Origin of the sequence: Streptococcus sp. FSL W8-0197 (assembly GCF_037963785.1) — a bacterium.
Lineage (GTDB): Bacteria > Bacillota > Bacilli > Lactobacillales > Streptococcaceae > Streptococcus > Streptococcus oralis_CQ.
The window spans coordinates 979,439-1,003,231 of the sequence record NZ_CP150168.1 but is presented as its reverse complement, the minus strand read 5'-3'; the positions used below and the strand labels follow the sequence as shown (position 1 = coordinate 1,003,231).

Genomic DNA, 23,793 nt, shown 5'->3' with positions numbered 1-23,793 from the left:
TTAGCTTATTTTTTTACTTCTAAACATCATTGTCTTAATTTCCTGATAACTCATTTTCAATTCAATCATAGCTATTGCCATATCCTCAAATGACTGGTACTGCTCCAGCTCCTCACTAGTCAAGCTATCGATACCGTTTGTTCCCCCACGGCTTGCCATTAACTGCTTAGCGTTCATATCTGTTGCTGCCTTTAGTAGCAAGTTGTTCATGGTGCTATGCGCGTGCTTTGGTGCATTAGGCCATGTTTCTATACTGTCATGCAAGGTTTTCCTTTTCGGCTTTTCTAACGCTCTCTGCAGACGAAACTTAGAAAGCTCCTCACGCATTTCAAAAAATGCTTTGACTAGGTTTGTTTTGAAGTTGGCCACTTGCTCGGTATTCTTTAAGAATGTAACTAACAAGGTTGCTTGTTGCTCATTCAAAATATAGTCCTTGGTACTCTGGCCACTGTCCGTAGCTTAGATTTTAAATCCAACCTTTCCGAACTGCTCAAACCTTGTTTGATGTTTGCAGATCGTTTTAGTTATTGTGTGATGTTGCAGGTTTGTACACTCTGTAATAATACTACTTAGTGTATACGGATCTTTCTTGCCGTCCATGTAGACTAGTTCCATTACGGTTCTACCTCCTGTATAAATTTGGCTAGCTTACTTTTTAATTGCTTCCTCTAACCCCTATTTTAACCTCTACAATGGCTTTGGCTAGTGTATCAATATAATTTTACAGCTTGTTCTCCATAACGTATTTGAGGCCATTATAAAGGCCTGTAGCGCTGTCTCTATTTCCTCCGCAGAATAGTAGCTTTGTTTTCTAATATCATTCAAGACTTGTTTAACCCATGTTTTGAAAGAAATAAAATTACATCTTCTGTACTCTTGGCATCTGCTTTATCTGAGACAAATAGAATGTCAATGCCTGGTAGATAAAACCCATCGTCTATTTGTTTAGTTGGTTTGAAAGTAACAATTTTCATTTCATAACTCCTATTTTATTGCTAAAAATAAATACACATCTGACGGACGATAGAATACTTTCTTAGCTCCATCCATCGGGGTCTGATAACGTTTAAGGCCAAGAACCTCCCAGTTATCAAGGGTTGTAGCACTTATACCTAGCAGATCCATTAATTCTTTACGAGAAATTAAATCTAACTTACTAGATCGTTGTTTTTCTAGCTCAACTAAAGTTTCAAGAGTCTGTTTAAGAAGTTGTAAACCTTGTAACTGTATTTCTTTAGACAGAATTTCCATTTATATCCTCCATTTTTCCTTTTTATAAATTAAGTTGTCTTTCTCCTCTAATTTTGATAAAATAAAAGGAGAATATTTACATAAGGGTTTCCCCTTTGCTAAATACCTAACAAAACCACGCGCCTTGCCTTTGCTTGAGTTTTGTTATTTTTCCTTAGCCGTGTACGTTGGTTTGGTCGCCTGTACATGGCTTTTTACTTTCTTTAAATTTCTTCTACTAGCCAAGTCATCACGCTCTCATAGATACGCTTAGGGGCATCATAGTTTCCGTTCTCAACTTTGGTTAGAGTATTTGATTGAATACCTAACTGTTCTGATGCTGCTTTTTTAGTTAACTGTAATTTAGCACGTTTGATACGTACTTTTTCAGCAAGTGATAAAGTAATAAGCATTGGTTCACCTCCTTCTACGCAACTTCTTGCGTTAAATATATTATACCGCAACTTTTTGTGTTGTCAATAGCTTTTTTAAAATATTTTTAGATATATTTACACAATTTTTTGCGGTTTGTGATATAATTTCTATAAGGAGGAGCTATGAATAAATTAAAGATATTACGAAAAGAATATGGTATTTCTCAATCTGAACTATCAAAACGAACCGGAATTCCACTAAGAACCTTACAACATTGGGAATTAGGAAACACTATCAAACCTGAAAAGGCTAAAATACTTGCAGATTTTTTTAAAATCTCAGTTGCTACATTGCTAGGTTATGACGAAGACGAAAGTTCTAAGTTAATTACTGAAGAAACTAATTATGTAAACGTATCAGGAAGATTAAAACTCTCAAATGTAACTACACCAGATATTATTAAAGAATTTGAAAGAAAGTTTTTAGAAACTGAACTAGATGAATTTGAACAAAGCATTTATAGTTCACCTGCTGCTAAACTAACTGAGTTCTACAAGTTGTTATCAAGTCTTACCCCACCTTTTGATAATTTAGTTGCAAAGTGCGCTATTTTACCTAATCAAGATCGTATAGAATTAAACGATTTTGCAACTTATTTAGTGAGTAAAAACAACTTAAATAAGTAATATCTTATTCTCATGTATAAATACCTAACAAAACCACGCGCCTTGCCTGCTGATGGAAAGAAAGGTACAAATACATGAATATCAAAGAGAAAATCAAAAAGAATGGCCAAAGAGTTTATTATGCTAGTGTTTATCTAGGTGTTGACCAACTAACGGGCAAAAAAGCCCGTACAACTGTTACAGCAACCACTAAAAAGGGCGTTAAAGTAAAAGCGCGTGATGCGATCAATGCTTTTGCTACTAATGGCTATACAGTTAAAGACAAGCCGACAATTACAACATACAATGAGCTTGTAAAAGTTTGGTGGGATAGTTACAAGAATACAGTTAAGCCAAATACTCGCCAATCTATGGATGGATTGGTTAGAGTGCATTTATTGCCTGTATTTGGCGATTACAAGCTATCTAAACTCACTACGCCTATTCTTCAACAGCAAGTAAACAAATGGGCTGACAAGGCAAATAAAGGCGAAAAAGGAGCATTTGCTAACTACTCCTTGCTCCATAACATGAATAAGCGTATTTTAAAATATGGCGTAGCTATCCAGGTAATACAATACAACCCAGCTAATGATGTCATCGTTCCACGCAAACAGCAGAAAGAAAAGGCCGCTGTCAAATACTTAGACAACAAAGAATTAAAACAGTTCCTTGATTATTTAGACACTCTGGATCAATCAAATTATGAGAACTTATTTGATGTTGTCCTGTATAAGACTTTATTGGCCACTGGTTGCCGTATTAGTGAGGCTCTGGCTCTTGAATGGTCTGATATTGACCTAGAAAGCGGTGTTATCAGTATCAATAAGACACTAAACCGCTATCAGGAAATAAATTCACCTAAATCAAGCGCTGGTTATCGAGATATACCAATAGACAAAGCCACATTACTTTTACTGAAGCAATACAAAAACCGTCAACAAATTCAATCTTGGAAATTAGGCCGATCTGAAACGGTTGTATTCTCTGTATTTACAGAAAAATATGCCTATGCTTGTAACTTACGAAAGCGCCTAAATAAGCATTTTGAGGCTGCTGGAGTAACTAACGTATCCTTTCATGGTTTCCGCCATACACATACTACTATGATGCTCTACGCTCAAGCCAGCCCTAAAGATGTTCAGTACAGACTGGGACACTCTAACTTAATAGTGACTGAAAATGTTTACTGGCATACTAACCAAGAGAATGCAAAAAAAGCCGTCTCAAATTATGAAACAGCTATCAGCAATTTATAAAGAATAAGGGTGACCCATTTCTGGGCTACCCTCTTACTATACCAAAAATTAGTAGGGGTACTAAAAAGGGTAGTAAAATCAAAAAAGCACTAAGGGAAAGCGCCCCAAAGTGCTTATTATAAAGGCTTTACAGCCTCAAATCCCATAAAGAGATTATTTTTTAAGGTTGTAGAATGATTTCAATCCACGGTATTCTCGCTGATGAAGTAATCAGCTAGTTCTATGATTTTGTCTTCCATTCAACCTCCTATATCAGTCTCAAGACTGATGTAATATCCTTCTAAATTGCTATAATAATCTTGACTATGACCTCTCACCATTTTAGTCAAAAATTCAACAGAAAGGAGGAAAAGAAAATGAATCTAAATCAAATCCGTATTTTAGAAGCTTGTCATAAATTTTTAATTGGTCTTACGGAATTTAAGGATGAATTACAAAACGATTCCCTTGTCTACCGATTCCAAGATAAAAATATTACGTTTGTAACCTATCAAGAGTACAGGAATTTATCATTTATCGATTTCAAATTAAAATATGATTATCTAGATGATTCTATAACCTATTTAGATGATCGAGTAGATTTGATAAGTGCATTCCCGAATGAACACGAACTAAGAGCGTTGAACAGAATGTCTGATTTGGAACAAGCTCGTATTCAGATTTTTAAGCTGCTATCACAAGCTAATCTTGAAACACTCACTGAAAAAAATTCAAATGCCAAAAAAGATTATTTTGGTTACCAGTTCCGTAATCTCGAAACCAAAGAATCATATCCAATTTATTTGTTCCCAGAAAATGCTAATTTTGAACTAATTGCTGCCATTTGGTAAAATGTCTGCTTCGAAACGAAAGTTATTCAGCTCATGAGCAAGCTCTTCAAGCTCATGGGCTTTTTTATTGAATTCTCTCACAAGATTATTAAATTGATCCATATTCGTAACATTTACTTTAACTTCAACGGTCATTGAAATACTACTCATACCTATCTCCTTTATCTATAATCATCAATATGAATGATGTTGTTAGCTCTAGTGTCTTTAGCTTGTAATCTTGTTGTCAGACTTTGAGAATCTAGAAGAATACTACTAGGTCTTAAAAGTTTTTCTACAAATTCAGGGTCTTCCTTTATCAAGGTATACAATTTTTTTCTACTATACGGATATCTTTTTGGTCTCATTTTCATTCCCTCCTACTCTCCTAAATCAACCCAACTTTCGTCGATGTCCAAGACATCACATACTCGGTTTTTTAATCTATCGCTGCCTTTACCATATTTCAGTAATTCTGAAATGGTTGGCTTCTTTACTCCACAAGCACGAGCAAGGTGTGTTTGTGTCATTCCTTCTGAATTCAATTTGTCTTTGACGAGTTGAATCCACTTTTTATGTTGTTGGCTCATATATTTTCCTTTCTAAATTTGGTATAATCAAAATAAAATGATTGGAGAAATCTTATGGATTCTAATAAACTATTCTGCTTATTTTGCGGTTATTCTGTTCCAAAGCACTACGATACATTCCGAGAAGAAGAACACTACTTTTGGATTCATCGTCCACATGTTAAGGTTGAGGAAAATTTGAACGACAAAATAACAATACAAACAATGAAATGTCCAAATTGTCATAAAGTTTCGATTGATATCGTGGGCGTTGGTAGTCAATTTCCAAATCGCATTATGAACTTCAATCCTATTTCACTCGCAAAAGTCTATCCAGACTACATCCCTCAAGCTATCAGAAGTGACTATGAAGAAGCTCACGCTATCTTAAATCTCAGCCCCAAAGCTTCTGCTACCCTCTCTAGACGTTGTCTACAAGGAATGATTAGAGATTTTTGGGGAATTTCTAAAGCAAGGTTAGTAGACGAGATAGTTGCTTTAAAAGAGTCAGTTGACCCAAGCACTAAAAATGTACTCGATGCTTTACGAAAACTTGGAAACATTGGTGCCCATCCAGAAAAAGATATAAATCTTATAGTGGATATTGAACCGAATGAGGCTCACAAGTTGCTAAAGTTTATAGAATTACTTATGCAAAAATGGTATATTGAACGCCATGATAACGAGCAATTACTACAAGATATTTTAGATTTGGACAAAGATAAACAAGATCAACGTAAGCCTAAAAATTCCTGATAATGTGGAGAACAAGGATCTAATTCGAATATTAGATCGCCGTCCATATTGTAATACTGCTCCACAACTCGAATGCTATCCGCTTCAGTTCCTTCGCCTCTCAAAATTGAAAGGTGAATAACTTTTTCAACCTTCAATTCATCAGGCCTACCACGTCTATCGTGGTATTTTTCTTTTTGCTCTGACATCTTTATACTCCTCTCTATTCCTTCACTGCTTTTTTTAAAACTTTCAAAAGTATTGACATCCCGTTAACTAATCCAGCTAGATACCCTCGTCCGTAATCAGTAGTTAAGAATTTCAATAATTCGATTATTTCTTCTTCCTCCATTTCTACCCTCCTTTTTAAAAATATTATCTAAAAAGTTATCGAATTTCTTGACAATTTTAAATGAATGATTTAAAATCAAGGCATAGAGAAAAGACTTACTAAAAAGTAAGGTTTACCTATTCAAATCGGACGCCAATCAGTTTTTTAGGTTTTTATTTTTTAGTTTTCTATTTCGCTAACTCTTTAGCTTACGAATATCGTTTTAAATTATTTATTTAGTTTTGTCAACAGTTTTAATAATATAGTTTAGATTTTTTTCGTAATGCTTAGAAAGGTTGATAAAACAATGTTTCTGACATTTGAAAGAATTAAAGAACTAGCAAAAAGACAAGGTCTCTCTTTAAATGCCTTGGAAGAAAAGCTAGGATATAGTAGAAATACACTTTATTCATTAAAAAAACAAAAAGCTAGCACTGAAAGAATGCAAGAAATTGCTGACTTTTTCAGTGTTTCTTTAGATTATCTTCTAGGCCGTACTGACAATCCTGCTATTTCAAGCGACCTTGTCACTACTGCTGACGGCCGTGTGGTCGACTTGTCTAATCTTCGTGAACGTGTGGTTCTCTTTGATGGAAAACCACTATCAGATGAGGATGTAGACAAGATTGCGCAGATCATTAAACTCTCTTTGGGGGTGTCCGACATTGAAAGTGAATGAGTTACTGGATGAATACCAGGTTACACTCTATCTCTTCCCTGAGACTATGTGGGAGCGTAGAGGCTTCTATTTCCCCGATGAGCGCGTTATTTATGTCAATGGGGATTTATCCCTAGAGGAGCGAGAAAAGGTCATCCTGCACGAATTGGGGCATATAAACCACAATCCAGTGCATTACAAGCGACTACTCTACAAATACGAAAACGAGGCATACCGCTTCATGGTTCGTCATCTTATATCTGAAGAATTGTATCAATGTAAGCCTTCGGAGTTTAATTGGTTAAGATTTGCTGAAAGGCATAGGATTGCAACTACTTGGGGTGAACAAATGATTCAGGAAGAGTTTAAGAATATTGTAGGAGCGTGAAGATGGCGGAATATGAAATTTTTTTACCAAGAACTCTGAATAACGAATATTCCATTCTACTTGAACTCTATCAACAAATAGAGAATATTCTTCCAGTCCTAGAAGAAAAAGATAGTGTTATTTTTAACTTTGAAAATATCCGTTGGATAAATGCTGAAATGACTGTTTTTTTAGGGATGATATTTAGCGAAGTTAATGCTAGAGGAGCAACCGTATATGCTTTATTAGATAATTTTTCCCTAAAATCAAAGGAAATCCTTTTAAAAAATGGATTTTTAAAACATTTTGGTCTTGAATATGAGTTAGATGATACCTATAACACCACCATTCCTTTTTTTAGAAGAAGTATAGAAAATATCGAAGAAATTGACGAATATATAGATGATGAGTTGTTAAGGCAGATTCGGACTAAAACCTCTGAGGATTTTTTAGGCGAGATTAAAGAAGCCTTGTTAGAAATCATACATAATGTTCGAGATCATTCTCATTCAGACGTGCTCTATATGTGCGGCCAACACTACCCTCGTAAACCTAGAGATAGTAAAAAGGGAACCATATCTTTTGCTATATCCGACAATGGTATTGGCATGATAGAAAACATAAAAAACAAAGGACATTCTTTCTCTGACTCAGTGGATTACTTTGAGTGGGCCTTTGATAAAGGTACATCTACAAAAGAAAATTTTGACAGCGGGGTCGGATTATACTTACTAAAGAAAAAACTTAACGGAAAAGGCGAGATTAAAATAGTATCAAATAACGGATATTATCACATCGATAAAACTGGTTATATCACCTATTTGGAGTTCCCATTTAACATCTCTGGAACACTTGCTATCATCACTATTTTTCTTGATGATTGCCAAACCCCTTCCCTTTCTGATACAATAGATTTATCAGGACTACTAGAAGATTGGTTTATATAAAGGAGCAAACATGACAACACTAAATATCGCTGAGATTATCAACAATAAATCAGCTATCCTATCTGACACTGGAGAAATTGTTTTCCAAAAAATTAAAGAATACGTTGAAAAAGATGAACCGGTAACACTAGATTTCACAGGAATTGAAACACTTACCACAGCTTTTCTGAATCTGGCAATTGGGCAGCTTTATGACTTAAAACCAACAGAACAACTAACAAAGTTAGTAAAGATAAAAAAATCATCAGTCAGCAATTCTCATTTACAAAAGATTGGTCTTGTTCTAACTAATAGCAAAGAAAAAAGACAAGAATTAGCCGATTTGCAAGATGAGGTAATGCAGGATGGCTATTAGTAAAGAATTGAACACTTATACTTTAAGTCCAGGTGATAGCTTCATAGTTGATACAAATGTCTGGATATATCTTTTCTCTCCGTTTTCAACCAATGACTTTGGATATCAAAATTTCTTATCCGAAGCTCTAAATAAGAATTGCAAGCTCTTCATAAACTCACAAATCATTTCAGAGTATATCAATGTTATTTGTAAAACGGCTTATGAAGAGTATTTAAGAGCTAATGGATTAACTAGAAATAGATTTAAGTTCAAACGTGATTATCAACAAACCACAGATTTCTATCACTACTATCAATTAGCTTGCGAAAGTGTAAAAAATGATATTTTGAAATATAGTAAGATATCTCCGATCAAATTATGGCATATTCGCAAAAGTTTAAATGATTACCATCAAATGAAGGATTACAACGATCTTCTCTATACTAAGATGACAAAAGGGAAAATTAAAATCGTTAGTCACGATAAAGATTTTGGCAATCATCCTGAAGATATCATCTGGTTACACTATTAAAAAAATCCTCACACCGCCTGCAAGCTAAAGTGTGAGGATGTACTGTTTATAGAAAGAATGGCATTAAAAAACCCTCTTTTCTATACCCATTTTAACAAAATAAAGGGGAAAAAGCAATGTGGATGGAAGAACTTCCAAATGGAAAATTTAAATTTTTTGAGAGATATAAAGACCCATACACTGAAAAATGGAAAAGAGTTTCAGTAACTCTAGATTCTGGATCAGCCAGAGCGAAAAAGGAAGCTCAGAAATTACTAGACGATAAAATAGAAAATGTATTGTAAAAGTTGACCACTGCTTCTGCACTCTTTCATACAGTTTTTTCAGAGTGGTGGGAATTTCATCGGAAACAAATAAAACTAAGCACATATAAGACTATGTTAGCGACCTATAATAGAATATTGGACAAAGTTGAAAAAGGTACTAAGATAGAAAATATGGATGTAAGATTGATTCAAAGATTACTTGATACCGAAGAATGGACTTACACTCAAAAATACCTTGTTAAATCTATTTTAAATGTTTTTTTGACTACGCTATTGACCAGGGCTTTATTGAAAATAATCCTGCGAGAAAAGCCAAGCTTCCTAGAAAAAAACAAAGTTTGCAGCAGATTAAAAATGCGAAAGACAAATACCTGGAACCAAAAGAATATAAAGCAATCTTAAAAGAACTCTATCGAAAAGACATTACTCTAAGATATGCTTTAGATTGCGAGTTCATAATCCTGAATGGTTGTCGGGTTGGAGAATTAAACCGATACATACCAGACGATGATGGACCTAAAACATTCACTAGTTTTAGAACCACACATCTCACTGAAAGAGAAATTGAAATCCTTGATCAGATGATTGAACTCAATCAACTTAGTGAAGACACTGACCCTAATTGGTATAAGAGCGCTCGTATTTTCGTCACAAACACTGGCAAACCTATCCATAGTTCAATTCTAAGCAAGTCTCTTCAAAGAACGAATGAGCGCCTTAAAAAGCCTATTCCAAAACAACTATCGCCCCACATTTTCAGACATACCACAATCAGTATTTTAGCAGAAAACAAAACCCCTCTCAAAACGATTATGGATCGTGTTGGTCATTCTGATTCAGAGGTCACAACTTCTATCTATACCCACGTCACAAAGAATATGAAAGATGAAGCAATCAATGTACTTGATAAAGTAATGAAGAATCTTTTATAAAAATTTGCCCCTTTTTGCCCCCTGAACATCAAAAAAGCCCTTCGGATAAAATCCGAGGGGCTTAAAACGTTGTTAAATCAACGATTATTTTTTCAAGTTGTAGAATGATTTCAATCCACGGTATTCAGCTACTTCACCAAGTTGGTCTTCGATACGAAGCAATTGGTTGTACTTAGCGATACGGTCTGTACGTGAAAGTGAACCAGTCTTGATTTGTCCTGCGTTAGTTGCAACTGCGATGTCAGCGATTGTTGAATCTTCAGTTTCACCTGAACGGTGTGATACAACTGCAGTGTAACCAGCTTCTTTCGCCATTTCGATAGCTTCGAAAGTTTCAGTAAGAGTACCGATTTGGTTAACTTTGATAAGGATTGAGTTAGCAGCACCTTCTTGGATACCACGTGCAAGGTAGTCAGTGTTTGTTACGAAGAAGTCGTCACCAACAAGTTGAACTTTCTTACCAAGACGTTCAGTAAGAGCTTTCCATCCATCCCAGTCGTTTTCATCCATACCATCTTCGATAGTGATGATTGGGTATTTGTTAACCAATTCTTCAAGGTAGTCGATTTGTTCTGCAGATGTACGAACAGCAGCGCCTTCACCTTCAAATTTAGTGTAGTCGTAAACTTTACGTTCTTTATCGTAGAATTCTGAAGATGCACAGTCAAATCCGATAAATACGTCTTTACCTGGAACGTATCCAGCAGCTTCAATCGCAGCAAGGATAGTTTCAACACCATCTTCAGTTCCTTCGAAACGAGGAGCGAATCCACCTTCGTCACCTACGGCAGTTTCCAAACCACGTGATTTAAGGATTTTCTTAAGAGCGTGGAAGATTTCAGCACCGTAACGAAGAGCTTCTTTAAATGTTGGCGCACCAACTGGCAAGATCATGAACTCTTGGAAAGCGATTGGAGCGTCAGAGTGAGAACCACCGTTGATGATGTTCATCATTGGAGTTGGAAGAACTTTAGTGTTGAATCCACCAAGGTAGCTGTAAAGTGGGATTTCAAGGTAGTCAGCAGCAGCGCGAGCTACAGCAATAGACACACCAAGAATTGCGTTTGCACCCAATTTACCTTTGTTAGGAGTACCGTCAAGTGCGATCATAGCACGGTCGATAGCTTGTTGGTCACGTACATCGTAGCCGATGATTGCTTCAGCGATGATGTTGTTTACGTTGTCAACAGCTTTTTGTGTACCAAGACCACCGTAACGAGATTTGTCACCGTCGCGAAGTTCAACTGCTTCGTGTTCACCAGTAGAAGCTCCTGATGGAACCATACCACGTCCGAAAGCACCTGATTCAGTATAAACTTCTACTTCAAGTGTTGGGTTACCGCGTGAGTCTAGGACTTCGCGAGCGTAAACATCAGTAATAATTGACATTTTTTACTCTCCTTTGAGTTAAATTTTTTACACCTCTATGATACCTTAAAAACAAGCGTTTTTCAAGAAAAAACGTTATCTTTGTGCAAATTTTCCTTAACTTTATAAAGTAATCGCTTTCTTTTGTCTGTTTTCATGCGATTTTTGTGATATACTGTTTTTATGACAGATTTATCAAAACAACTACTAGAAAAAGCTCATGGTGGGCCGAAATTAAACCCAGATGAACAACGCCGCTATCTCGGAACTTTTGAGGAAAGAGTTCTTGGCTACGCTGATATCAGTACTGCCAATAGTCCTGAATTAGAACATGGATTTTTCTCTATTTTAGAAAGTTTTCAAGAAAAGGTAGAGGCACTTTTTGTGAAGATCTCTCCAAATATAGAGTTTGACAAACAGGTATTTTACTTAAAACAAGCAAAGGAAAGCAACTGCCAGGCGACTATTGTTTCAGATGATCATATCACCTCTCCTTTCGGCCTTGTCATTCACACGAACAAACCTGTTCAAGTAGATGAAAAAGACCTTAGACTTGCATTCTCGAATCTCTGGGAGGAGAAAAAGACAGAAACTCCTAAAAAATCAATCTGGAAAAAATGGTTAGGTTAATCCTTCCTCATATTTAATAAATGACCGATATTAGTAGCTGTGTGCTCCAAATAGAGACTTGCATTCTTCAAACTATTCTCTAAAGGTTCACTTTTCTCTAAAATGGAAAATGCTGCTTGTATATTTTCAAATGGTAGGGGAGGCAAATCGTCAGCAAGACTACCACAAATAGCAATAACTGGAACTCTGTTAGGGGTTCTTTTTGCTACACCGATAGGAGCTTTCCCAGCGAAGCTTTGACTATCCAGTCTGCCCTCTCCAACAATAACCAAGTCGGCATCTGAAACTTTCTTGTCAAAGTCTATCAAATCCAAGCAAGTATCAATTCCAGATACGATACAGGCCTCAGCAAAAGCACATAGCCCAGCAGCAATACCCCCACCTGCCCCTGCTCCTTTAAGAAATAGGGTAGAAGGCGATAATTTTTCATAGAACCGCTGCATAGCCAGATCTACTATCTCAAATAAAGCAGGATCCAAGCCCTTTTGCTTGCCAAATGTATAGGTTGCCCCTTGATGACCACATAGAGGGCTCACGACATCTGCTAAAATGCGGATTTTCACATCTTCAGGTATCCTATACAACTCGCTGTCTGAAACTAACTCGAATTCAAGCAAAGTCTGACCGCAAGCTGGCAATTCTTTTCCATTCTTATCATAAAAACGATAACCTAAACCAGCAGCAATGCCTATCCCACCGTCATTACTAGCCGTACCACCAACGCCGACATAGATATCTTTCATCCCTTGATCAATGAGATGGCGGATCAATTCTCCGATACCGCGAGTTTGGATGTGGAGAGGGTTTCGTTTCTCCCGCGGAATCTTCCCAAGACCAACCAAGTCAGCAACTTCGAAGAGCGCTATTTGATCTTTGTGAAAGTAGCGCATGGATTCTTTTAGCCCAAAAGGCCCCGTAACCTCTTGCCATTTTTCTTCGAGTTCAAGAGAATGTCGGATAGCGTCTACAGTTCCTTCCCCACCATCACCTACAGGGCAAAGCAGACATTCTACATCTGCTATTGACTGTTCAAAACCCCTTTTTATAGCTTGAGCGACCTCTTCTGCCGTCAAACTTTCTTTAAAAGAATCGGGTGCAATTACAATTTTCATAGTTCCCTCTCATTCTAAGAAATCAATCAAAGGTAGAACTTCCAAAAAATCCCTCGTATCTACATGACAAGCTATCTCGGATTTTACGACTTCTTTGGCACAAAATGCAATACCACGTCCTGCTGACTTTAACATCAAGAGGTCGTTAGCCCCATCACCAATGGCAATCGTTCTTTCTTTGGGAAGTTTAAGTTCTTTTTTCCATTTCTCAAGAGTATCTTGTTTTACTTGACCTGTCACAATTTCACCAACTAATTTTCCTGTTAAAAAACCGTCTTTGACTTCTAACTGGTTGGCAGAGAAATAGGAGATACCAAGGGATTCTGCTAATCTCTCAACTATTGGTGCAAATCCACCAGACACTAGACCGACTAGGATGCCCTTCTTTTGAAGTATGGAGATAAATTCTTGGGTATTCTTGGACAGATGAATGGATTTGATGACAGTATCAAAGACCGAAACCGGAAGGCTTTTTAACAAAGCTACCCTCGCTCGTAAACTTGTTTCAAAGTCCAATTCACCTCGCATTGCCTGGCTTGTAACCTGCGATATTTCTTCTTCACAACCTGCTTCTTTTCCTAAAAGATCAATCACCTCTTCTGCTATCAGGGTGCCGTCAACGTCCATGACACACAAGCCTTTTACTTGAGACATAAGCTTTCCTTTCTAAACAGCCCAAAAATCGTATGAAAGAATCATACGATTTTATCTATTAGTTGACTAAACTATGGTACAAGTCCAGGTAAGATTTGCAGGCTGTATCCCATGAGAAATCACATTCCATAGCTTGTTTTTGTAGATTTCTCCAAACTTCCGGCTGGTACTTATAAACATCCAAGGCTGTTTGGAAACTCCAGTTAAGCCAGTATGGTGTTAAATTATCAAAGCTAAATCCAGTTCCAGTTCCTTCGATCGGATTGAAGGATTGAACTGTATCACGCAAACCACCAACCTCATGAACCAATGGTAGAGTTCCATAGCGCATCGCCATCATTTGAGACAAGCCGCATGGTTCAAAACGACTTGGCATGAGGAAGAGATCACAAGCTGCGTAGATTTCTTGAGCAAGTTTGACATCAAAAGTGATATTTGCTGATAGCTTGTCAGGATAGACTTGCGCAAACCAAGAGAAGGAATGTTCAAAAGCCGGGTCACCTGTTCCTAAAAGGACTATTTGAACGTCCTCCTGTAAGAAACGATGCAAGCATTCTACCACAACATCAAAACCTTTTTGGCGTGTCAATCGAGAGACAATCCCAACTAGTGGAACATCTGCTCGCACAGGCAACCCCACTCTCTCTTGCAATTTTGCTTTGTTTTGAGCTTTTCCAGACAAATCTTCCTTATCAAAATGATAGTCTAAAAGTGGGTCTGTTTGAGGATTATAAAGATCTGCGTCAATACCATTAACTATACCTGAAACCTTACCTGACTCCATCCGAAGAATCTGATCCAAACCGCAACCAAACTGACTGGTCATAATCTCGTGCGCATAGCTAGGGGAAACGGTTGAGACACGATCCGCGTATAGGATACCCGCTTTCATCCAGTTGAGACAATCATTCCAGCGAAGGGTCCCATCAGCATAACGTTCAAACCCAACACCAAACAAATCCCACAACATTCCTTCAGAAAATTGACCTTGAAATTCCAAATTATGAATGGTTAAAACGGTTCTGATTCCTTGATATGCTTGAATCCAATGGTACTTTTCTTTTAACAAGAAGGGAATCATGGCTGTGTGGTAATCATGAACATGGAGAAGGTCAGGGATAAAGCCAATGCGTTCCATAGCTTCAAGAGCAGCCAGTTGGAAAAAGGCAAAGCGTTCACCGTCGTCAAAATCACCATACACATGACCACGGAAGAAATAATACTGATTATCAATGAAGTAGAAGGTTACACCATTCAAAACCGTTTTCTTAATACCACAGTACTGTCTACGCCATCCTACACTAACTTCAAAGTGGAGAACATCCTCAATCTGGTCTCCAAACTTTGCTTCTACCATATCATAATAAGGCAAGAAAACTGCAACTTCGTGCCCCGCTTTTACAAGTGATTTAGGAAGTGCGCCAATGACATCGCCCAAACCACCTGTTTTTGAAAAGGGTGCTCCTTCTGCCGCTACAAATAAAATTTTCATGAATAAATGTCCTCTGTTACTGTTTCACCCTTCTTAACTACAACTGGATGTTCTGCTGTGCCTCGAATGACAACACCGTCCGCAACTTCAACGCCCTTGTCCAAGATAGCATATTCAACTCGGGCACCTTGACCAATCACAACACGAGGGAACAAAACGCTGTTCTTCACAACACTATCTTTGTGAATATAAATGTTACGAGATAGGACTGACTGAACTACTTCACCCTCAATGATACTACCAGAAGCAAACTGAGAAGTACTTACTTTTGAAGTATTCGCATAGTAGGTTGGTTCTTCATTCTTAACTTTGGTATAAATTTTTTGATTTGGTGAGAAAAGAGAGTAGAATTTTTTAGATTCAAGCATATCAATATTTGCTTGATAATAGGACTGAACAGAATGAATGTTTGCTAAGTAACCTGTGTATTCGTAAGCAAAAGCTCCTTCTTTTACAGCTAAATCGCGAAGAACATAGCGCAACTTTTCAGGATATTCCTTCTGAGCCTCTTCTTCAAGTCGTTCAATCAACCAAGGAGTGTCCACAACAAAGATATCTGTAGACATGTTGAAGAGTTCATCTGTAGATTTATTATCAAAGAGTTTGTGCGAACGAACATGGTCAGTTTCATCGATTTCCAAGATAGCATTCACATCTGAAATGTCTTTCTTTGGAAGTTTCTTATATACAACTGTGATCGGACCATTTGTTGTATTGTGTAGGTGGAAGACTTGATTCAAGTCAATATTCACCAGCACATCGCAGTTAATCGAAACGGTTTGGTTTGAACCTGAACGTCTCAAGTAGGTAAGAAGCTGTTGGTAATACTCTTTTCCAACTGTGCTGCTTTCAACACGAGTATTGTAAATTCCTAGATAGTAGTGACTTAGAAGGGTTGACAAGCCCCACTCACGACCTGAACGAATATGGTCAAAAACTGAGCTGATATTATCTTGTTGGAAAATACCAAAGATACTACGAACACCTGCATTTGCAAGACTGGAAAGGGGGAAGTCAATCAAACGGTATTTCCCACCGAAAGGCAAGCTAGCTACCGGACGGTGTTCTGTTAACGTTGACATATCATGAAAACCAACTGTGTTTCCCAAAATGGCTGAATATTTATCAATCTTCATCTGTTGCTACCCCCACTACTTCATTGTATCCTACTACTTGTACTTCGTCAGTTCCGTCAATCTCTACGCCGTCTGCAATAATGGCACCCTCACCAATAATAGCACGAGTAATCTTTGCTCCATGGCCAATAATAGCCCCACTCATGATAACAGAATCAACGACCTCAGCACCTTCACGTACTTGTGCTTCTGTTGAAAGAATCGAACGTTTAACAGTTCCATCTACAAAACAACCATCCACGACCAATGAATCTTCAACGTGAGCATGCGCACCAAAGTAGTTTGGTGGTGAAATCAAGTTTCTAGAGTAAATTTTCCACTGACGATTGCGGCTATCCAAGGCATTTTCTGGCGAAATGTACTCCATATTAGCTTCCCAAAGTGACTCAATCGTACCAACATCTTTCCAGTAGCCATTAAATTCATAAGCATAGACACTTTCACCAGACTCGAGATAGTTAGGGATAACGTTCTTCCCAAAGTCTGACATATCCACATTGCTCTTTTCAGCAGCAACAAGCATATTGCGAAGTCGTTTCCAGTCAAAAATATAAATCCCCATAGAAGCCTTTGTAGACTTAGGTTGCGCAGGTTTTTCTTCGAATTCAACGATACGGTTATTGGCATCTGTATTCATGATACCGAAACGGCTAGCTTCTTTGAGCGGTACGTCTAGGACAGCTACTGTCAAACTGGCATTATTATCCTTATGGGACTGAAGCATATCATCGTAGTCCATCTTGTAGATGTGGTCACCAGAAAGAATCAAAACATACTCAGGATTAACACTGTCGATGTAGTCAATGTTTTGGTAGATAGCGTGACTAGTCCCTTCAAACCAACGGTTTCCTTCGCTGGCTGAATAAGGTTGTAAAATAGAGACACCTGAATTGACACCATCCAATCCCCAGCTCGAACCATTTCCGATATGGTTATTCAAAGCAAGAGGTTGGTACTGAGTAATCACACCAACATTATGGATTCCAGAGTTTGCACAGTTGGAAAGAGCAAAGTCAATGATACGGTAGCGCCCACCGAATTGCACTGCCGGTTTGGCAATGCTTTGAGTGAGTTTTCCGAGACGTGTTCCTTGCCCACCCGCAAGGATCAAAGCTAGCATTTCATTCTTCATTTTCTACTCCTTTATAAAGACATGTGAACGTTAAAATCGAAAGAAGGTCGGAAGTCAAACTTTTTTATAAAAATAATAGGAAATCCATTTCTCTTGTGTTTCAAGTCCAATACAAGTACATCCGTTTTTAAAATCTAAAAAATATCATCAACAGCCCATTATTCTTTTTTCTTAGCTGGTTTCAAACGACGCTTGATCTTCCAGATGCTTGCTCCCATGGCAGGCAAGGTAAAGGTCAAAGTCTGCTCATAATCTTTCCATAAGCCTTCTTGAGTCTGAACTGTTTGATTGTGCTCTTTCCACACACCTCCCCATTCTTCTAATTCTGTATTCCAAACTTCTTCGTAAATACCTGCAACAGGTAAACCAATCGTAAAGTCCTTACGTTCAACTGGTGCCATGTTAAAGACACAGACTAACATTTCGTCTTTCTTGCCCTTACGAATAAAGGAAAGGACACTCTGATCTCTATTATCAGCATCGATAATCTCGATACCATCATAACTAGTATCAATTTCCCAAAGACAGCGATGGTCTTTATAGAATTGATTGAGTTGAGAAGTAAAATGCTTCATCTTGGCATTCATCGGATCTTCTAGATTAGACCACTCCAACTGCTCCTCGGACTTCCACTCGAGGAATTGTCCGTACTCACTACCCATGAACAAGAGTTTCTTACCTGGATGACAAATTTGATAGGTGTAGAGGTTGCGCAGACCAGCGAACTGATTGTAGCGATCTCCCCACATCTTATGCATCATACTCTTCTTACCATGAACTACTTCATCATGTGAGAAAGGCAGGAGATAGTTTTCATTGAAAACATACATAAAGCTGAAAGTCACAAGATTAAAGTCATACTTGCGATAAATCGGATCTTCCTCGTAGAAACGGAGAATGTCGTTCATCCAGCCCATATTCCATTTATAGTCAAACCCAAGGCCGCCCATTTCTTTCATGCCAGTAATCTTTGTTGCTGATGAACTTTCTTCTGCAATCATCATGATATCTGGATGAGCTAACTTAATCACTGTGTTCAACCGTTGAAGGAAATAATAACCCTCGTAGTTAAGATTTCCGCCGTCCTTATTTGGAGTCCAAGGAGCATTATCATAATCTAGATACAGCATATTGCTCACTGCATCGACCCGAATACCATCTAAGTGGTAAAAATCAATCCAAAATTTAATACTTGAAATCAGGAAAGATTGGACCTCATTTTTCCCGAGGTCAAAATTCAGAGCACCCCAACCATAGTTATGAGCCTTGTTGTGATCTTGGTATTCAAAAGTTGGTGTACCGTCATAATATGCCAAGGCATCATCATTAATAGTGAAATGACCTGGAACCCAGTCGACGATAACACCGATATTATTTATATGACACTCTTCAACGAAATCTTGAAACTCGTCAGGTGTACCATAGGAATGTTCAAAAGCAAAGTAACCCATAAGTTGATAGCCCCAGCTCAATCCAAGTGGGTGAGCCATTAAAGGCATGAACTCAATATGTGTATAGTTCATCTCAACTAAGTATGGAATCAACTCGTCTTTCAGTTGCGAAAAAGTATAGGGACTACCATCTGGATTTCTCTTCCAAGATCCTGCATGGGCTTCATATATATTAACTGGTCTCTCGAAAAATCCCAGACGTTTGCGACGTGCTAACCAAAGGCCATCTTTCCATTTCTTTTCACGGATATTGGTCAAAACAGCTCCTGTACCCGGTCTAGCTTCAAAATAAACTGCCAATGGATCGATCTTCATAATCTGGTGACCATTTCCACGCGTGATATGATATTTATAAATCTGACCATCCTGAGCTTGACTCGTAAAGACTTCCCAAACACCTGCTTCATTACGAACCATGGGAATCTGATTCTCAACCCAATCGGTAAAATCACCAACTAAATGAACTGCTTGTGCATTTGGGGCCCAAACCCTAAAGGTATAGCCTATTTCTCCGTTTTTCTCCTCTCTATGCGCTCCTAAATAATGCTGGAGGTGAAAGTTCTCACCTGTAGTAAAGGTTCTTAATGCTTCTTGATTATTCATTCAATCCCCTTTCTTTTGTAAGCGTTTTCTATAATTCTATTATACACTCTTTTAAGGTAACTTTCAAGTAATTTACGAAGGAAATCATATTTTTTTATGAAAGCCTTCAAAAAATTACCTAGCATTTTAAAAAAGATATCCAGAAAATAGAACACGAAACAATTTCCATATATTTTTTTATTATAATACCAGAATATTCGTTTTTTATCAATTTTAAACTGCATTTTTTTGAAAAAAATAAAATCAGGAAGTCGTTTTCCTGATTTTATAAATTATTTCACATCAAAAACAATGGATTTAACATTTGTCATCGCTTCGATACTATATTTAATTCCTTGTACTCCTGCACCAGAACCTTTTACACCAAGGAATGGGAAATTATCTGGTCCACGTTGTGTTTTATTATTAATATGAACGGTACCAACTTCAAGTTTTTCAGCAATTTCAAACGCCTTCTTAAAGTCATTTGTAAAGACTGAAGATTGAAGACCGAATTCTGATTCATTAGCAATTTCAAGTGCTTCATTGGCATCTGCAACTCGAATAATTGGGAGAACAGGTCCAAATGGTTCTTCCCAGGCTAATTTCATATCTCTTGTGACATAATCAAAAAGTCCTGGCCAAATGAGATTATTCTCACGTTTGATTGGGCTGAGCGCTTTGGCTCCTTTTTCCTGAGCATCTTCAATCAATCCCCAGATGAAATCAGCTGAAGCATTATCAATAACTGGCGTGATATCTGTATTGTCAAATGGATCACCGACTGTTAGCTTAGCAACTTCAGCTTGGAGCAATTCTGCCAATCTGTCTGCTACGCTTTCCACAACCAAAACACGTTTGATAGCGGTACAACGCTGACCAGAGTAGCTAAAGGCACCACCTACGATTTGCTTAGCTGCATTTTCTAAATCTGCATCTTCTAAGACAATTGCTGCATCTTTTCCACCAAGTTCAAGCATAATTGGGCGCATACCAGCTAAACGACCGATACGCTCACCAATCGGTGTTGAACCTGTAAAGTTAATGAAGTTCACTTCCTTGTGTTCAATGATGTAGTCCCCGATTTCAGAACCACGTCCAGTGATGGTGTTAAAGACACCTGCTGGGATTCCTGCTTCGTCAAATGCTTTAGCCAACAAGAGTCCAGAAATAGATCCTTGTGTTGGTGGTTTGAACATAACGACATTTCCTGCAATCAAAGCCGGAGCAATCTTAGATCCAGAAAGGTTGACTGGATAGTTAAATGGTGCAATAGCTAAAACGACACCAACTGGCTCACGACGGACAACGGCTAGTTTATTTTTACTTGTAGCTTCAAAACCACCACCTTCCATTGCTTGTCCAGTGATACGGAGACCTTCCTCAGCAGCAAAACGAATCAATTCTGCTGTACGTACTACTTCTCCAATGGCTGCTTTAATTCCTTTTGCAACCTCTTTGGCAAGAATGGTACCAATTTTTTCTTTATCTCGTTCCAAAATGTCTGCTGTCTTATGCAAATAAGCTGCACGCTCAACTGGTGCTAAATCACGCCATGCTGGGAGAGCTGCACGCGCAGCTTTCATCGCCTCATCTACTTCAGCCTGACTCATAGCTGGTACTGTACCCAGCTTTTCCTGATTGATGGGAGAATAGATGGCAATTTCATTCTCTGATGATTTCCATTTTCCATTCACTAAATTCTGATAATTTGTCAAATTCTCTTCCTCCTGAAAATGATTAAAACTTATTTTATCAAATTTTCAGAAAATTACAACCCCTTTTTGGAAAATATTGATATTTTTTTTCACAAACTTGATTCTTCAAATTATTTGAAATTTATTCCTATTAGATATTGGTTTTTCAATAAAAATCAAAAAAGGTCTAGAGTTAACTAAACCTTTTTGTGGCATTTACTATGAAAGTACCTTCAAGACTGCAACGCTGATATCATCAATCACATTAGACTCTTGAGAACGACTATTGGACACAAGCATTTCTAGATTCCCTGCATTTTCAAAGTAGAAGGAAGTTCCCTTGGCATTGAATACCACCAATAAGTGCTCTGCTCCACCGTGAATTTCGTAAACAATCCATCCACTATTTTCAGCAGCCGTATGGACGAAGACATGACGATAAACTTCTTCGTATGTAGGATAAGAGAAAGCACGCCTTTGTGTTTTTAGGCGAATAATCTGGCGAATAAAGTCAATGCTCTCTTGTCTCTCATTGATTAAATCCCAATTGACCTGGTTGACACTATCTGGAGCATTGTAACTATTCATGGCCCGTTCTCTATCTGCCGGAGTCAGCTCGCCATTTTCTCCTGTAGCAAGGAGTTTGGTGCGACCAAATTCTTGCCCCAGCTCTATAAAGGACATCCCTTGCATAAGAATGCTCATCGCTGTTGCTGTCTCGACCTGACGCATAATCTTATCTGAACTGTGATCTGGATGAAGGGTTACCAACAAATCATGCAAGTTGTAATTATCATGGGCTTCCACGTAGTTAAGAACTTGGTTTGGACTAAGATATGACCCCAACTCTCGGCTACCAAGAATAGCTTTGGCTACAATCGGTTCTGTAGCAGCACCACTAACAAATCCTGCCTTGATTGAGCCGTAAACTTCTCCTCCTTTGATGGCATCACGCTGATCATCATTGAAGAATCCAATATTTGGCATCTGGTAGGCATTGTCCTTCTTGGCCTTGTCATAAGGTGCAAGACCGGTCCCCATATCCCAGCCTTCTCCATAGGTGATAATACGAGGATCAACTTCATCAAGTGCCCAGCGAATCGCCTGCATGGTTTTGACATCGTGAATTCCCATCAAGTCGAAACGGAAACCGTCAATATTGTATTCTTTCACCCAATAAAGGAGTGAGTCAATCATATACTTGCGGTACATTTCGTGTTCGCTTGCGGTTTCATTTCCAACACCTGTTCCGTTTTGGAAGGTTCCATCTGGATTCATACGATAGTAATAATCAGGAACAGTTGTTTGGAAAGGTGCATCGACCGTTGAGAAGGTATGGTTGTAAACGACATCCATAATGACACCGATTCCCGCATCATGATATGCCTGAATCATGGTCTTGAGGTCTCGAATAACCTGTCCAGGATCATCTGGATTGCTAGAGAAACTTGGTTCTGGTGCATTGTAGTTTTGAGGATCATAGCCCCAGTTATAGGTTACATTTCCATCCTCATCATATTCCTTATGGCGATCAAAGATTGGTTGAAGCTGAACATAATTACAGCCGAGTTCTTTGATATAGTCAAAGGCAGTTGCTTGACCATACTGGTTAACTGTTCCAGTCTGGGCAGCCCCAAGGAAGGTACCTCGAAGGTTTTCTGAAACTCCAGATGTCGGCGATTTTGTAAAATCACGAATGTGCATCTCACAGATAACGGCTTTACATGGATTTTCCAAACGCCAAAGAGCGTCTGTCCCATGTTTAACTTCGAATCCTTCAACCTGTCTATCTTGCTGAGAGAGGATTACAGAACGTTTCCCATCAGGACTTGTAGCGATAGTGTATGGGTCTCGTATCAAGGTCTGGTGGTGCGGAAACTCAATCTGATACTGATAGGCCTTACCTGCAAGATTTTCATCCAGGTCTACACTCCAAACACCAATGGTATTGTACTTATGACTATATGAATAGCTATTCCCACGCTCAAGATTAAAGGTTTTCCAAATCGGCGCGTCGTTACTTGTATTTTCATAAACGACCACTTGAACTGCTGTAGCTGTTGGAGCCCAGAGTTTAAAGCTTGTCTGGTAGTCAGAGATACTATAACCCAACTCTCCTTGGTATCCCCAATGGTGATCAAAACTTTCACTGTGAAAGGCTTTATCAAAAGCAAACGGGTTTCGATCTTTATAGCAAGGACTTGCAATGGCAGGATTTTCAGAATAATAAACCGTCTCATCACCATCCAAAATCCAAACCTCAGTCAACAGTGGATAATGGTTAAACCGTAGGAGATAGTCCTTTGTCTTTCCATCGATTTCGACAGAAAAGCTCAGAGTATCGAGCCTTTCTGCACTTGTAACTGTAAAGGAGAATTTTGCTCCAAAATAGTCATTTTCATAATACAAATTTTCTTTAATATCTGCCTGTTTTCTACTGAATGAACAAGCATCATAATCCCCATTTTTTCGGTGAAAATGGATGACTACAGGGTATCTATACATTTCTTTTCCTAATTCCTAATTT

29 protein-coding genes and 1 pseudogene are annotated in these 23,793 nt (G+C 38.1%); 12 read left to right on the top strand and 18 right to left on the bottom strand.

Annotation, left to right across the window (positions count from 1 at the left end):
* The 4 genes and pseudogenes from NYE79_RS05050 to NYE79_RS05035 all read right to left on the bottom strand — a co-directional run bounded on the left by NYE79_RS05050 (position 1) and on the right by NYE79_RS05035 (position 1,643).
* Positions 1-615 (bottom strand): annotated as a pseudogene (locus NYE79_RS05050) (Rha family transcriptional regulator).
* A 206-nt stretch (positions 616-821) separates the two neighbouring features.
* A complete protein-coding gene (locus NYE79_RS05045; protein ID WP_268709474.1) occupies positions 822-974 on the bottom strand; it encodes a hypothetical protein in 153 nt (50 codons plus the stop codon).
* Positions 975-984: 10 nt separating this feature from the next.
* Positions 985-1,251: a hypothetical protein gene (locus NYE79_RS05040; RefSeq protein ID WP_339293847.1), complete on the bottom strand. Its 267-nt coding sequence runs from the start codon at positions 1,249-1,251 to the stop codon at positions 985-987.
* Positions 1,252-1,454: 203 nt separating this feature from the next.
* Positions 1,455-1,643 carry a transcriptional regulator gene (locus NYE79_RS05035; protein WP_219566883.1) on the bottom strand — a complete coding sequence of 63 codons (189 nt, stop codon included), beginning with the start codon at positions 1,641-1,643 and terminating at the stop codon, positions 1,455-1,457.
* Positions 1,644-1,787: 144 nt separating this feature from the next.
* On the opposite strand from NYE79_RS05035, the gene NYE79_RS05030 reads away from it, so the two are divergent.
* The 3 genes from NYE79_RS05030 (at position 1,788) to NYE79_RS05020 (ending at position 4,359) form a co-directional block, all read left to right on the top strand.
* The gene (locus tag NYE79_RS05030) at positions 1,788-2,291 is read left to right on the top strand and encodes a helix-turn-helix transcriptional regulator (protein ID WP_339293846.1); all 504 of its coding nucleotides are present in this window, start codon (positions 1,788-1,790) and stop codon (positions 2,289-2,291) included.
* 74 nt (positions 2,292-2,365) lie between these two features.
* Positions 2,366-3,529 carry a site-specific integrase gene (locus NYE79_RS05025; RefSeq protein WP_339293845.1) on the top strand — a complete coding sequence of 388 codons (1,164 nt, stop codon included), beginning with the start codon at positions 2,366-2,368 and terminating at the stop codon, positions 3,527-3,529.
* Between the two features lie 356 nt (positions 3,530-3,885).
* Positions 3,886-4,359 (top strand): hypothetical protein, encoded by a 474-nt coding sequence (locus NYE79_RS05020; RefSeq protein WP_339293844.1) that lies wholly within the window; start codon positions 3,886-3,888, stop codon positions 4,357-4,359.
* Here the strand turns inward: NYE79_RS05020 and NYE79_RS05015 are convergent.
* From NYE79_RS05015 to NYE79_RS05005, 3 genes are read right to left on the bottom strand one after another with little or no spacing between them, the layout of a single operon-like run.
* Complete coding sequence (locus NYE79_RS05015; protein WP_339293843.1) at positions 4,339-4,509, bottom strand: hypothetical protein; 171 nt, start codon at positions 4,507-4,509, stop codon at positions 4,339-4,341. The genes NYE79_RS05020 and NYE79_RS05015 overlap by 21 nt on opposite strands.
* Before the next feature lie 11 nt (positions 4,510-4,520).
* Positions 4,521-4,706: a hypothetical protein gene (locus NYE79_RS05010; protein WP_339293842.1), complete on the bottom strand. Its 186-nt coding sequence runs from the start codon at positions 4,704-4,706 to the stop codon at positions 4,521-4,523.
* Between the two features lie 12 nt (positions 4,707-4,718).
* A complete protein-coding gene (locus tag NYE79_RS05005; RefSeq protein WP_339293841.1) occupies positions 4,719-4,928 on the bottom strand; it encodes a helix-turn-helix transcriptional regulator in 210 nt (69 codons plus the stop codon).
* A 54-nt stretch (positions 4,929-4,982) separates the two neighbouring features.
* Here NYE79_RS05005 and NYE79_RS05000 point away from each other — a divergent pair, with 54 nt between their 5' ends.
* Positions 4,983-5,663 (top strand): DUF4145 domain-containing protein, encoded by a 681-nt coding sequence (locus NYE79_RS05000; RefSeq protein ID WP_339293840.1) that lies wholly within the window; start codon positions 4,983-4,985, stop codon positions 5,661-5,663.
* Here the strand turns inward: NYE79_RS05000 and NYE79_RS04995 are convergent.
* Together NYE79_RS04995 and NYE79_RS04990 are read right to left on the bottom strand one after the other, a co-directional pair.
* Entirely contained in the window at positions 5,639-5,851 is a 213-nt protein-coding gene (locus NYE79_RS04995; protein WP_015971702.1) for a hypothetical protein, read from the bottom strand. The genes NYE79_RS05000 and NYE79_RS04995 overlap by 25 nt on opposite strands.
* Positions 5,852-5,865: 14 nt before the next feature.
* The gene (locus NYE79_RS04990; RefSeq protein WP_339293839.1) at positions 5,866-5,994 is read right to left on the bottom strand and encodes a hypothetical protein; all 129 of its coding nucleotides are present in this window, start codon (positions 5,992-5,994) and stop codon (positions 5,866-5,868) included.
* A gap of 286 nt (positions 5,995-6,280) precedes the next feature.
* Here NYE79_RS04990 and NYE79_RS04985 point away from each other — a divergent pair, with 286 nt between their 5' ends.
* The 7 genes from NYE79_RS04985 (at position 6,281) to NYE79_RS04955 (ending at position 10,012) form a co-directional block, all read left to right on the top strand.
* The gene (locus NYE79_RS04985; RefSeq protein WP_339293863.1) at positions 6,281-6,652 is read left to right on the top strand and encodes a helix-turn-helix transcriptional regulator; all 372 of its coding nucleotides are present in this window, start codon (positions 6,281-6,283) and stop codon (positions 6,650-6,652) included.
* Positions 6,639-7,019: an ImmA/IrrE family metallo-endopeptidase gene (locus NYE79_RS04980; RefSeq protein WP_339293838.1), complete on the top strand. Its 381-nt coding sequence runs from the start codon at positions 6,639-6,641 to the stop codon at positions 7,017-7,019. Before NYE79_RS04985 ends, NYE79_RS04980 begins: the two co-directional genes overlap by 14 nt.
* Positions 7,020-7,021: 2 nt before the next feature.
* A complete protein-coding gene (locus NYE79_RS04975) occupies positions 7,022-7,945 on the top strand; it encodes an ATP-binding protein (protein ID WP_339293837.1) in 924 nt (307 codons plus the stop codon).
* Between the two features lie 10 nt (positions 7,946-7,955).
* A complete protein-coding gene (locus NYE79_RS04970) occupies positions 7,956-8,300 on the top strand; it encodes an STAS-like domain-containing protein (protein WP_339293836.1) in 345 nt (114 codons plus the stop codon).
* Positions 8,290-8,814 (top strand): type II toxin-antitoxin system VapC family toxin, encoded by a 525-nt coding sequence (locus NYE79_RS04965; protein WP_339293835.1) that lies wholly within the window; start codon positions 8,290-8,292, stop codon positions 8,812-8,814. Before NYE79_RS04970 ends, NYE79_RS04965 begins: the two co-directional genes overlap by 11 nt.
* A 116-nt stretch (positions 8,815-8,930) precedes the next feature.
* The gene (locus NYE79_RS04960; protein WP_339293834.1) at positions 8,931-9,098 is read left to right on the top strand and encodes an integrase; all 168 of its coding nucleotides are present in this window, start codon (positions 8,931-8,933) and stop codon (positions 9,096-9,098) included.
* A 320-nt stretch (positions 9,099-9,418) separates the two neighbouring features.
* Positions 9,419-10,012: a tyrosine-type recombinase/integrase gene (locus tag NYE79_RS04955; RefSeq protein ID WP_339293833.1), complete on the top strand. Its 594-nt coding sequence runs from the start codon at positions 9,419-9,421 to the stop codon at positions 10,010-10,012.
* An 84-nt stretch (positions 10,013-10,096) separates the two neighbouring features.
* Here the strand turns inward: NYE79_RS04955 and eno are convergent, their stop codons facing one another.
* Positions 10,097-11,401, bottom strand: a complete 1,305-nt coding sequence (eno, locus tag NYE79_RS04950) for a surface-displayed alpha-enolase (RefSeq protein WP_000022813.1) — start codon at positions 11,399-11,401, stop codon at positions 10,097-10,099.
* A gap of 162 nt (positions 11,402-11,563) precedes the next feature.
* Here eno and NYE79_RS04945 point away from each other — a divergent pair, with 162 nt between their 5' ends.
* Positions 11,564-12,010 (top strand): DUF1694 domain-containing protein, encoded by a 447-nt coding sequence (locus tag NYE79_RS04945; protein WP_084857474.1) that lies wholly within the window; start codon positions 11,564-11,566, stop codon positions 12,008-12,010.
* Here NYE79_RS04945 and NYE79_RS04940 read toward each other — a convergent pair.
* The 8 genes from NYE79_RS04940 to pulA form a co-directional block, all read right to left on the bottom strand.
* Complete coding sequence (locus NYE79_RS04940) at positions 12,007-13,122, bottom strand: glycerate kinase (RefSeq protein ID WP_247925397.1); 1,116 nt, start codon at positions 13,120-13,122, stop codon at positions 12,007-12,009. The genes NYE79_RS04945 and NYE79_RS04940 overlap by 4 nt on opposite strands.
* A gap of 9 nt (positions 13,123-13,131) precedes the next feature.
* Entirely contained in the window at positions 13,132-13,776 is a 645-nt protein-coding gene (gene serB / locus NYE79_RS04935) for a phosphoserine phosphatase SerB (RefSeq protein ID WP_049479323.1), read from the bottom strand.
* A 58-nt stretch (positions 13,777-13,834) separates the two neighbouring features.
* Positions 13,835-15,268: a glycogen synthase GlgA gene (gene glgA / locus NYE79_RS04930; RefSeq protein WP_049479324.1), complete on the bottom strand. Its 1,434-nt coding sequence runs from the start codon at positions 15,266-15,268 to the stop codon at positions 13,835-13,837.
* Positions 15,265-16,404: a glucose-1-phosphate adenylyltransferase subunit GlgD gene (gene glgD / locus NYE79_RS04925; RefSeq protein ID WP_061420964.1), complete on the bottom strand. Its 1,140-nt coding sequence runs from the start codon at positions 16,402-16,404 to the stop codon at positions 15,265-15,267. The genes glgA and glgD overlap by 4 nt, the downstream gene beginning before the upstream one ends.
* On the bottom strand, positions 16,394-17,536 hold the full coding sequence (locus NYE79_RS04920) for a glucose-1-phosphate adenylyltransferase (RefSeq protein WP_217970779.1): 1,143 nt from the start codon (positions 17,534-17,536) through the stop codon (positions 16,394-16,396). Before NYE79_RS04920 ends, glgD begins: the two co-directional genes overlap by 11 nt.
* A gap of 158 nt (positions 17,537-17,694) precedes the next feature.
* Positions 17,695-19,590, bottom strand: coding sequence for a 1,4-alpha-glucan branching protein GlgB (gene glgB, locus NYE79_RS04915; protein WP_339293832.1), 1,896 nt, complete (start codon positions 19,588-19,590; stop codon positions 17,695-17,697).
* Positions 19,591-19,862: 272 nt separating this feature from the next.
* A complete protein-coding gene (locus tag NYE79_RS04910) occupies positions 19,863-21,287 on the bottom strand; it encodes an NADP-dependent glyceraldehyde-3-phosphate dehydrogenase (RefSeq protein ID WP_339293831.1) in 1,425 nt (474 codons plus the stop codon).
* A 198-nt stretch (positions 21,288-21,485) separates the two neighbouring features.
* On the bottom strand, positions 21,486-23,771 hold the full coding sequence (gene pulA, locus NYE79_RS04905) for a type I pullulanase (RefSeq protein ID WP_339293830.1): 2,286 nt from the start codon (positions 23,769-23,771) through the stop codon (positions 21,486-21,488).
* Between the last annotated feature and the right edge of the window lie 22 nt (positions 23,772-23,793).

What these genes read in the sequence shown, in the direction of transcription:
- NYE79_RS05045 (WP_268709474.1), bottom strand. Translation starts at nt 974, where the DNA reads ATGAAAATTGTTACTTTCAAACCAACTAAACAAATAGACGATGGGTTT.
- NYE79_RS05040 (WP_339293847.1), bottom strand. Translation starts at nt 1,251, where the DNA reads ATGGAAATTCTGTCTAAAGAAATACAGTTACAAGGTTTACAACTTCTT.
- NYE79_RS05035 (WP_219566883.1), bottom strand. Translation starts at nt 1,643, where the DNA reads ATGCTTATTACTTTATCACTTGCTGAAAAAGTACGTATCAAACGTGCT.
- NYE79_RS05030 (WP_339293846.1), top strand. Translation starts at nt 1,788, where the DNA reads ATGAATAAATTAAAGATATTACGAAAAGAATATGGTATTTCTCAATCT.
- NYE79_RS05025 (WP_339293845.1), top strand. Translation starts at nt 2,366, where the DNA reads ATGAATATCAAAGAGAAAATCAAAAAGAATGGCCAAAGAGTTTATTAT.
- NYE79_RS05020 (WP_339293844.1), top strand. Translation starts at nt 3,886, where the DNA reads ATGAATCTAAATCAAATCCGTATTTTAGAAGCTTGTCATAAATTTTTA.
- NYE79_RS05015 (WP_339293843.1), bottom strand. Translation starts at nt 4,509, where the DNA reads ATGAGTAGTATTTCAATGACCGTTGAAGTTAAAGTAAATGTTACGAAT.
- NYE79_RS05010 (WP_339293842.1), bottom strand. Translation starts at nt 4,706, where the DNA reads ATGAGACCAAAAAGATATCCGTATAGTAGAAAAAAATTGTATACCTTG.
- NYE79_RS05005 (WP_339293841.1), bottom strand. Translation starts at nt 4,928, where the DNA reads ATGAGCCAACAACATAAAAAGTGGATTCAACTCGTCAAAGACAAATTG.
- NYE79_RS05000 (WP_339293840.1), top strand. Translation starts at nt 4,983, where the DNA reads ATGGATTCTAATAAACTATTCTGCTTATTTTGCGGTTATTCTGTTCCA.
- NYE79_RS04995 (WP_015971702.1), bottom strand. Translation starts at nt 5,851, where the DNA reads ATGTCAGAGCAAAAAGAAAAATACCACGATAGACGTGGTAGGCCTGAT.
- NYE79_RS04990 (WP_339293839.1), bottom strand. Translation starts at nt 5,994, where the DNA reads ATGGAGGAAGAAGAAATAATCGAATTATTGAAATTCTTAACTACTGAT.
- NYE79_RS04985 (WP_339293863.1), top strand. Translation starts at nt 6,281, where the DNA reads ATGTTTCTGACATTTGAAAGAATTAAAGAACTAGCAAAAAGACAAGGT.
- NYE79_RS04975 (WP_339293837.1), top strand. Translation starts at nt 7,022, where the DNA reads ATGGCGGAATATGAAATTTTTTTACCAAGAACTCTGAATAACGAATAT.
- NYE79_RS04970 (WP_339293836.1), top strand. Translation starts at nt 7,956, where the DNA reads ATGACAACACTAAATATCGCTGAGATTATCAACAATAAATCAGCTATC.
- NYE79_RS04965 (WP_339293835.1), top strand. Translation starts at nt 8,290, where the DNA reads ATGGCTATTAGTAAAGAATTGAACACTTATACTTTAAGTCCAGGTGAT.
- NYE79_RS04960 (WP_339293834.1), top strand. Translation starts at nt 8,931, where the DNA reads ATGTGGATGGAAGAACTTCCAAATGGAAAATTTAAATTTTTTGAGAGA.
- eno (WP_000022813.1), bottom strand. Translation starts at nt 11,401, where the DNA reads ATGTCAATTATTACTGATGTTTACGCTCGCGAAGTCCTAGACTCACGC.
- NYE79_RS04945 (WP_084857474.1), top strand. Translation starts at nt 11,564, where the DNA reads ATGACAGATTTATCAAAACAACTACTAGAAAAAGCTCATGGTGGGCCG.
- NYE79_RS04940 (WP_247925397.1), bottom strand. Translation starts at nt 13,122, where the DNA reads ATGAAAATTGTAATTGCACCCGATTCTTTTAAAGAAAGTTTGACGGCA.
- serB (WP_049479323.1), bottom strand. Translation starts at nt 13,776, where the DNA reads ATGTCTCAAGTAAAAGGCTTGTGTGTCATGGACGTTGACGGCACCCTG.
- glgA (WP_049479324.1), bottom strand. Translation starts at nt 15,268, where the DNA reads ATGAAAATTTTATTTGTAGCGGCAGAAGGAGCACCCTTTTCAAAAACA.
- glgD (WP_061420964.1), bottom strand. Translation starts at nt 16,404, where the DNA reads ATGAAGATTGATAAATATTCAGCCATTTTGGGAAACACAGTTGGTTTT.
- NYE79_RS04920 (WP_217970779.1), bottom strand. Translation starts at nt 17,536, where the DNA reads ATGAAGAATGAAATGCTAGCTTTGATCCTTGCGGGTGGGCAAGGAACA.
- glgB (WP_339293832.1), bottom strand. Translation starts at nt 19,590, where the DNA reads ATGAATAATCAAGAAGCATTAAGAACCTTTACTACAGGTGAGAACTTT.
- pulA (WP_339293830.1), bottom strand. Translation starts at nt 23,771, where the DNA reads ATGTATAGATACCCTGTAGTCATCCATTTTCACCGAAAAAATGGGGAT.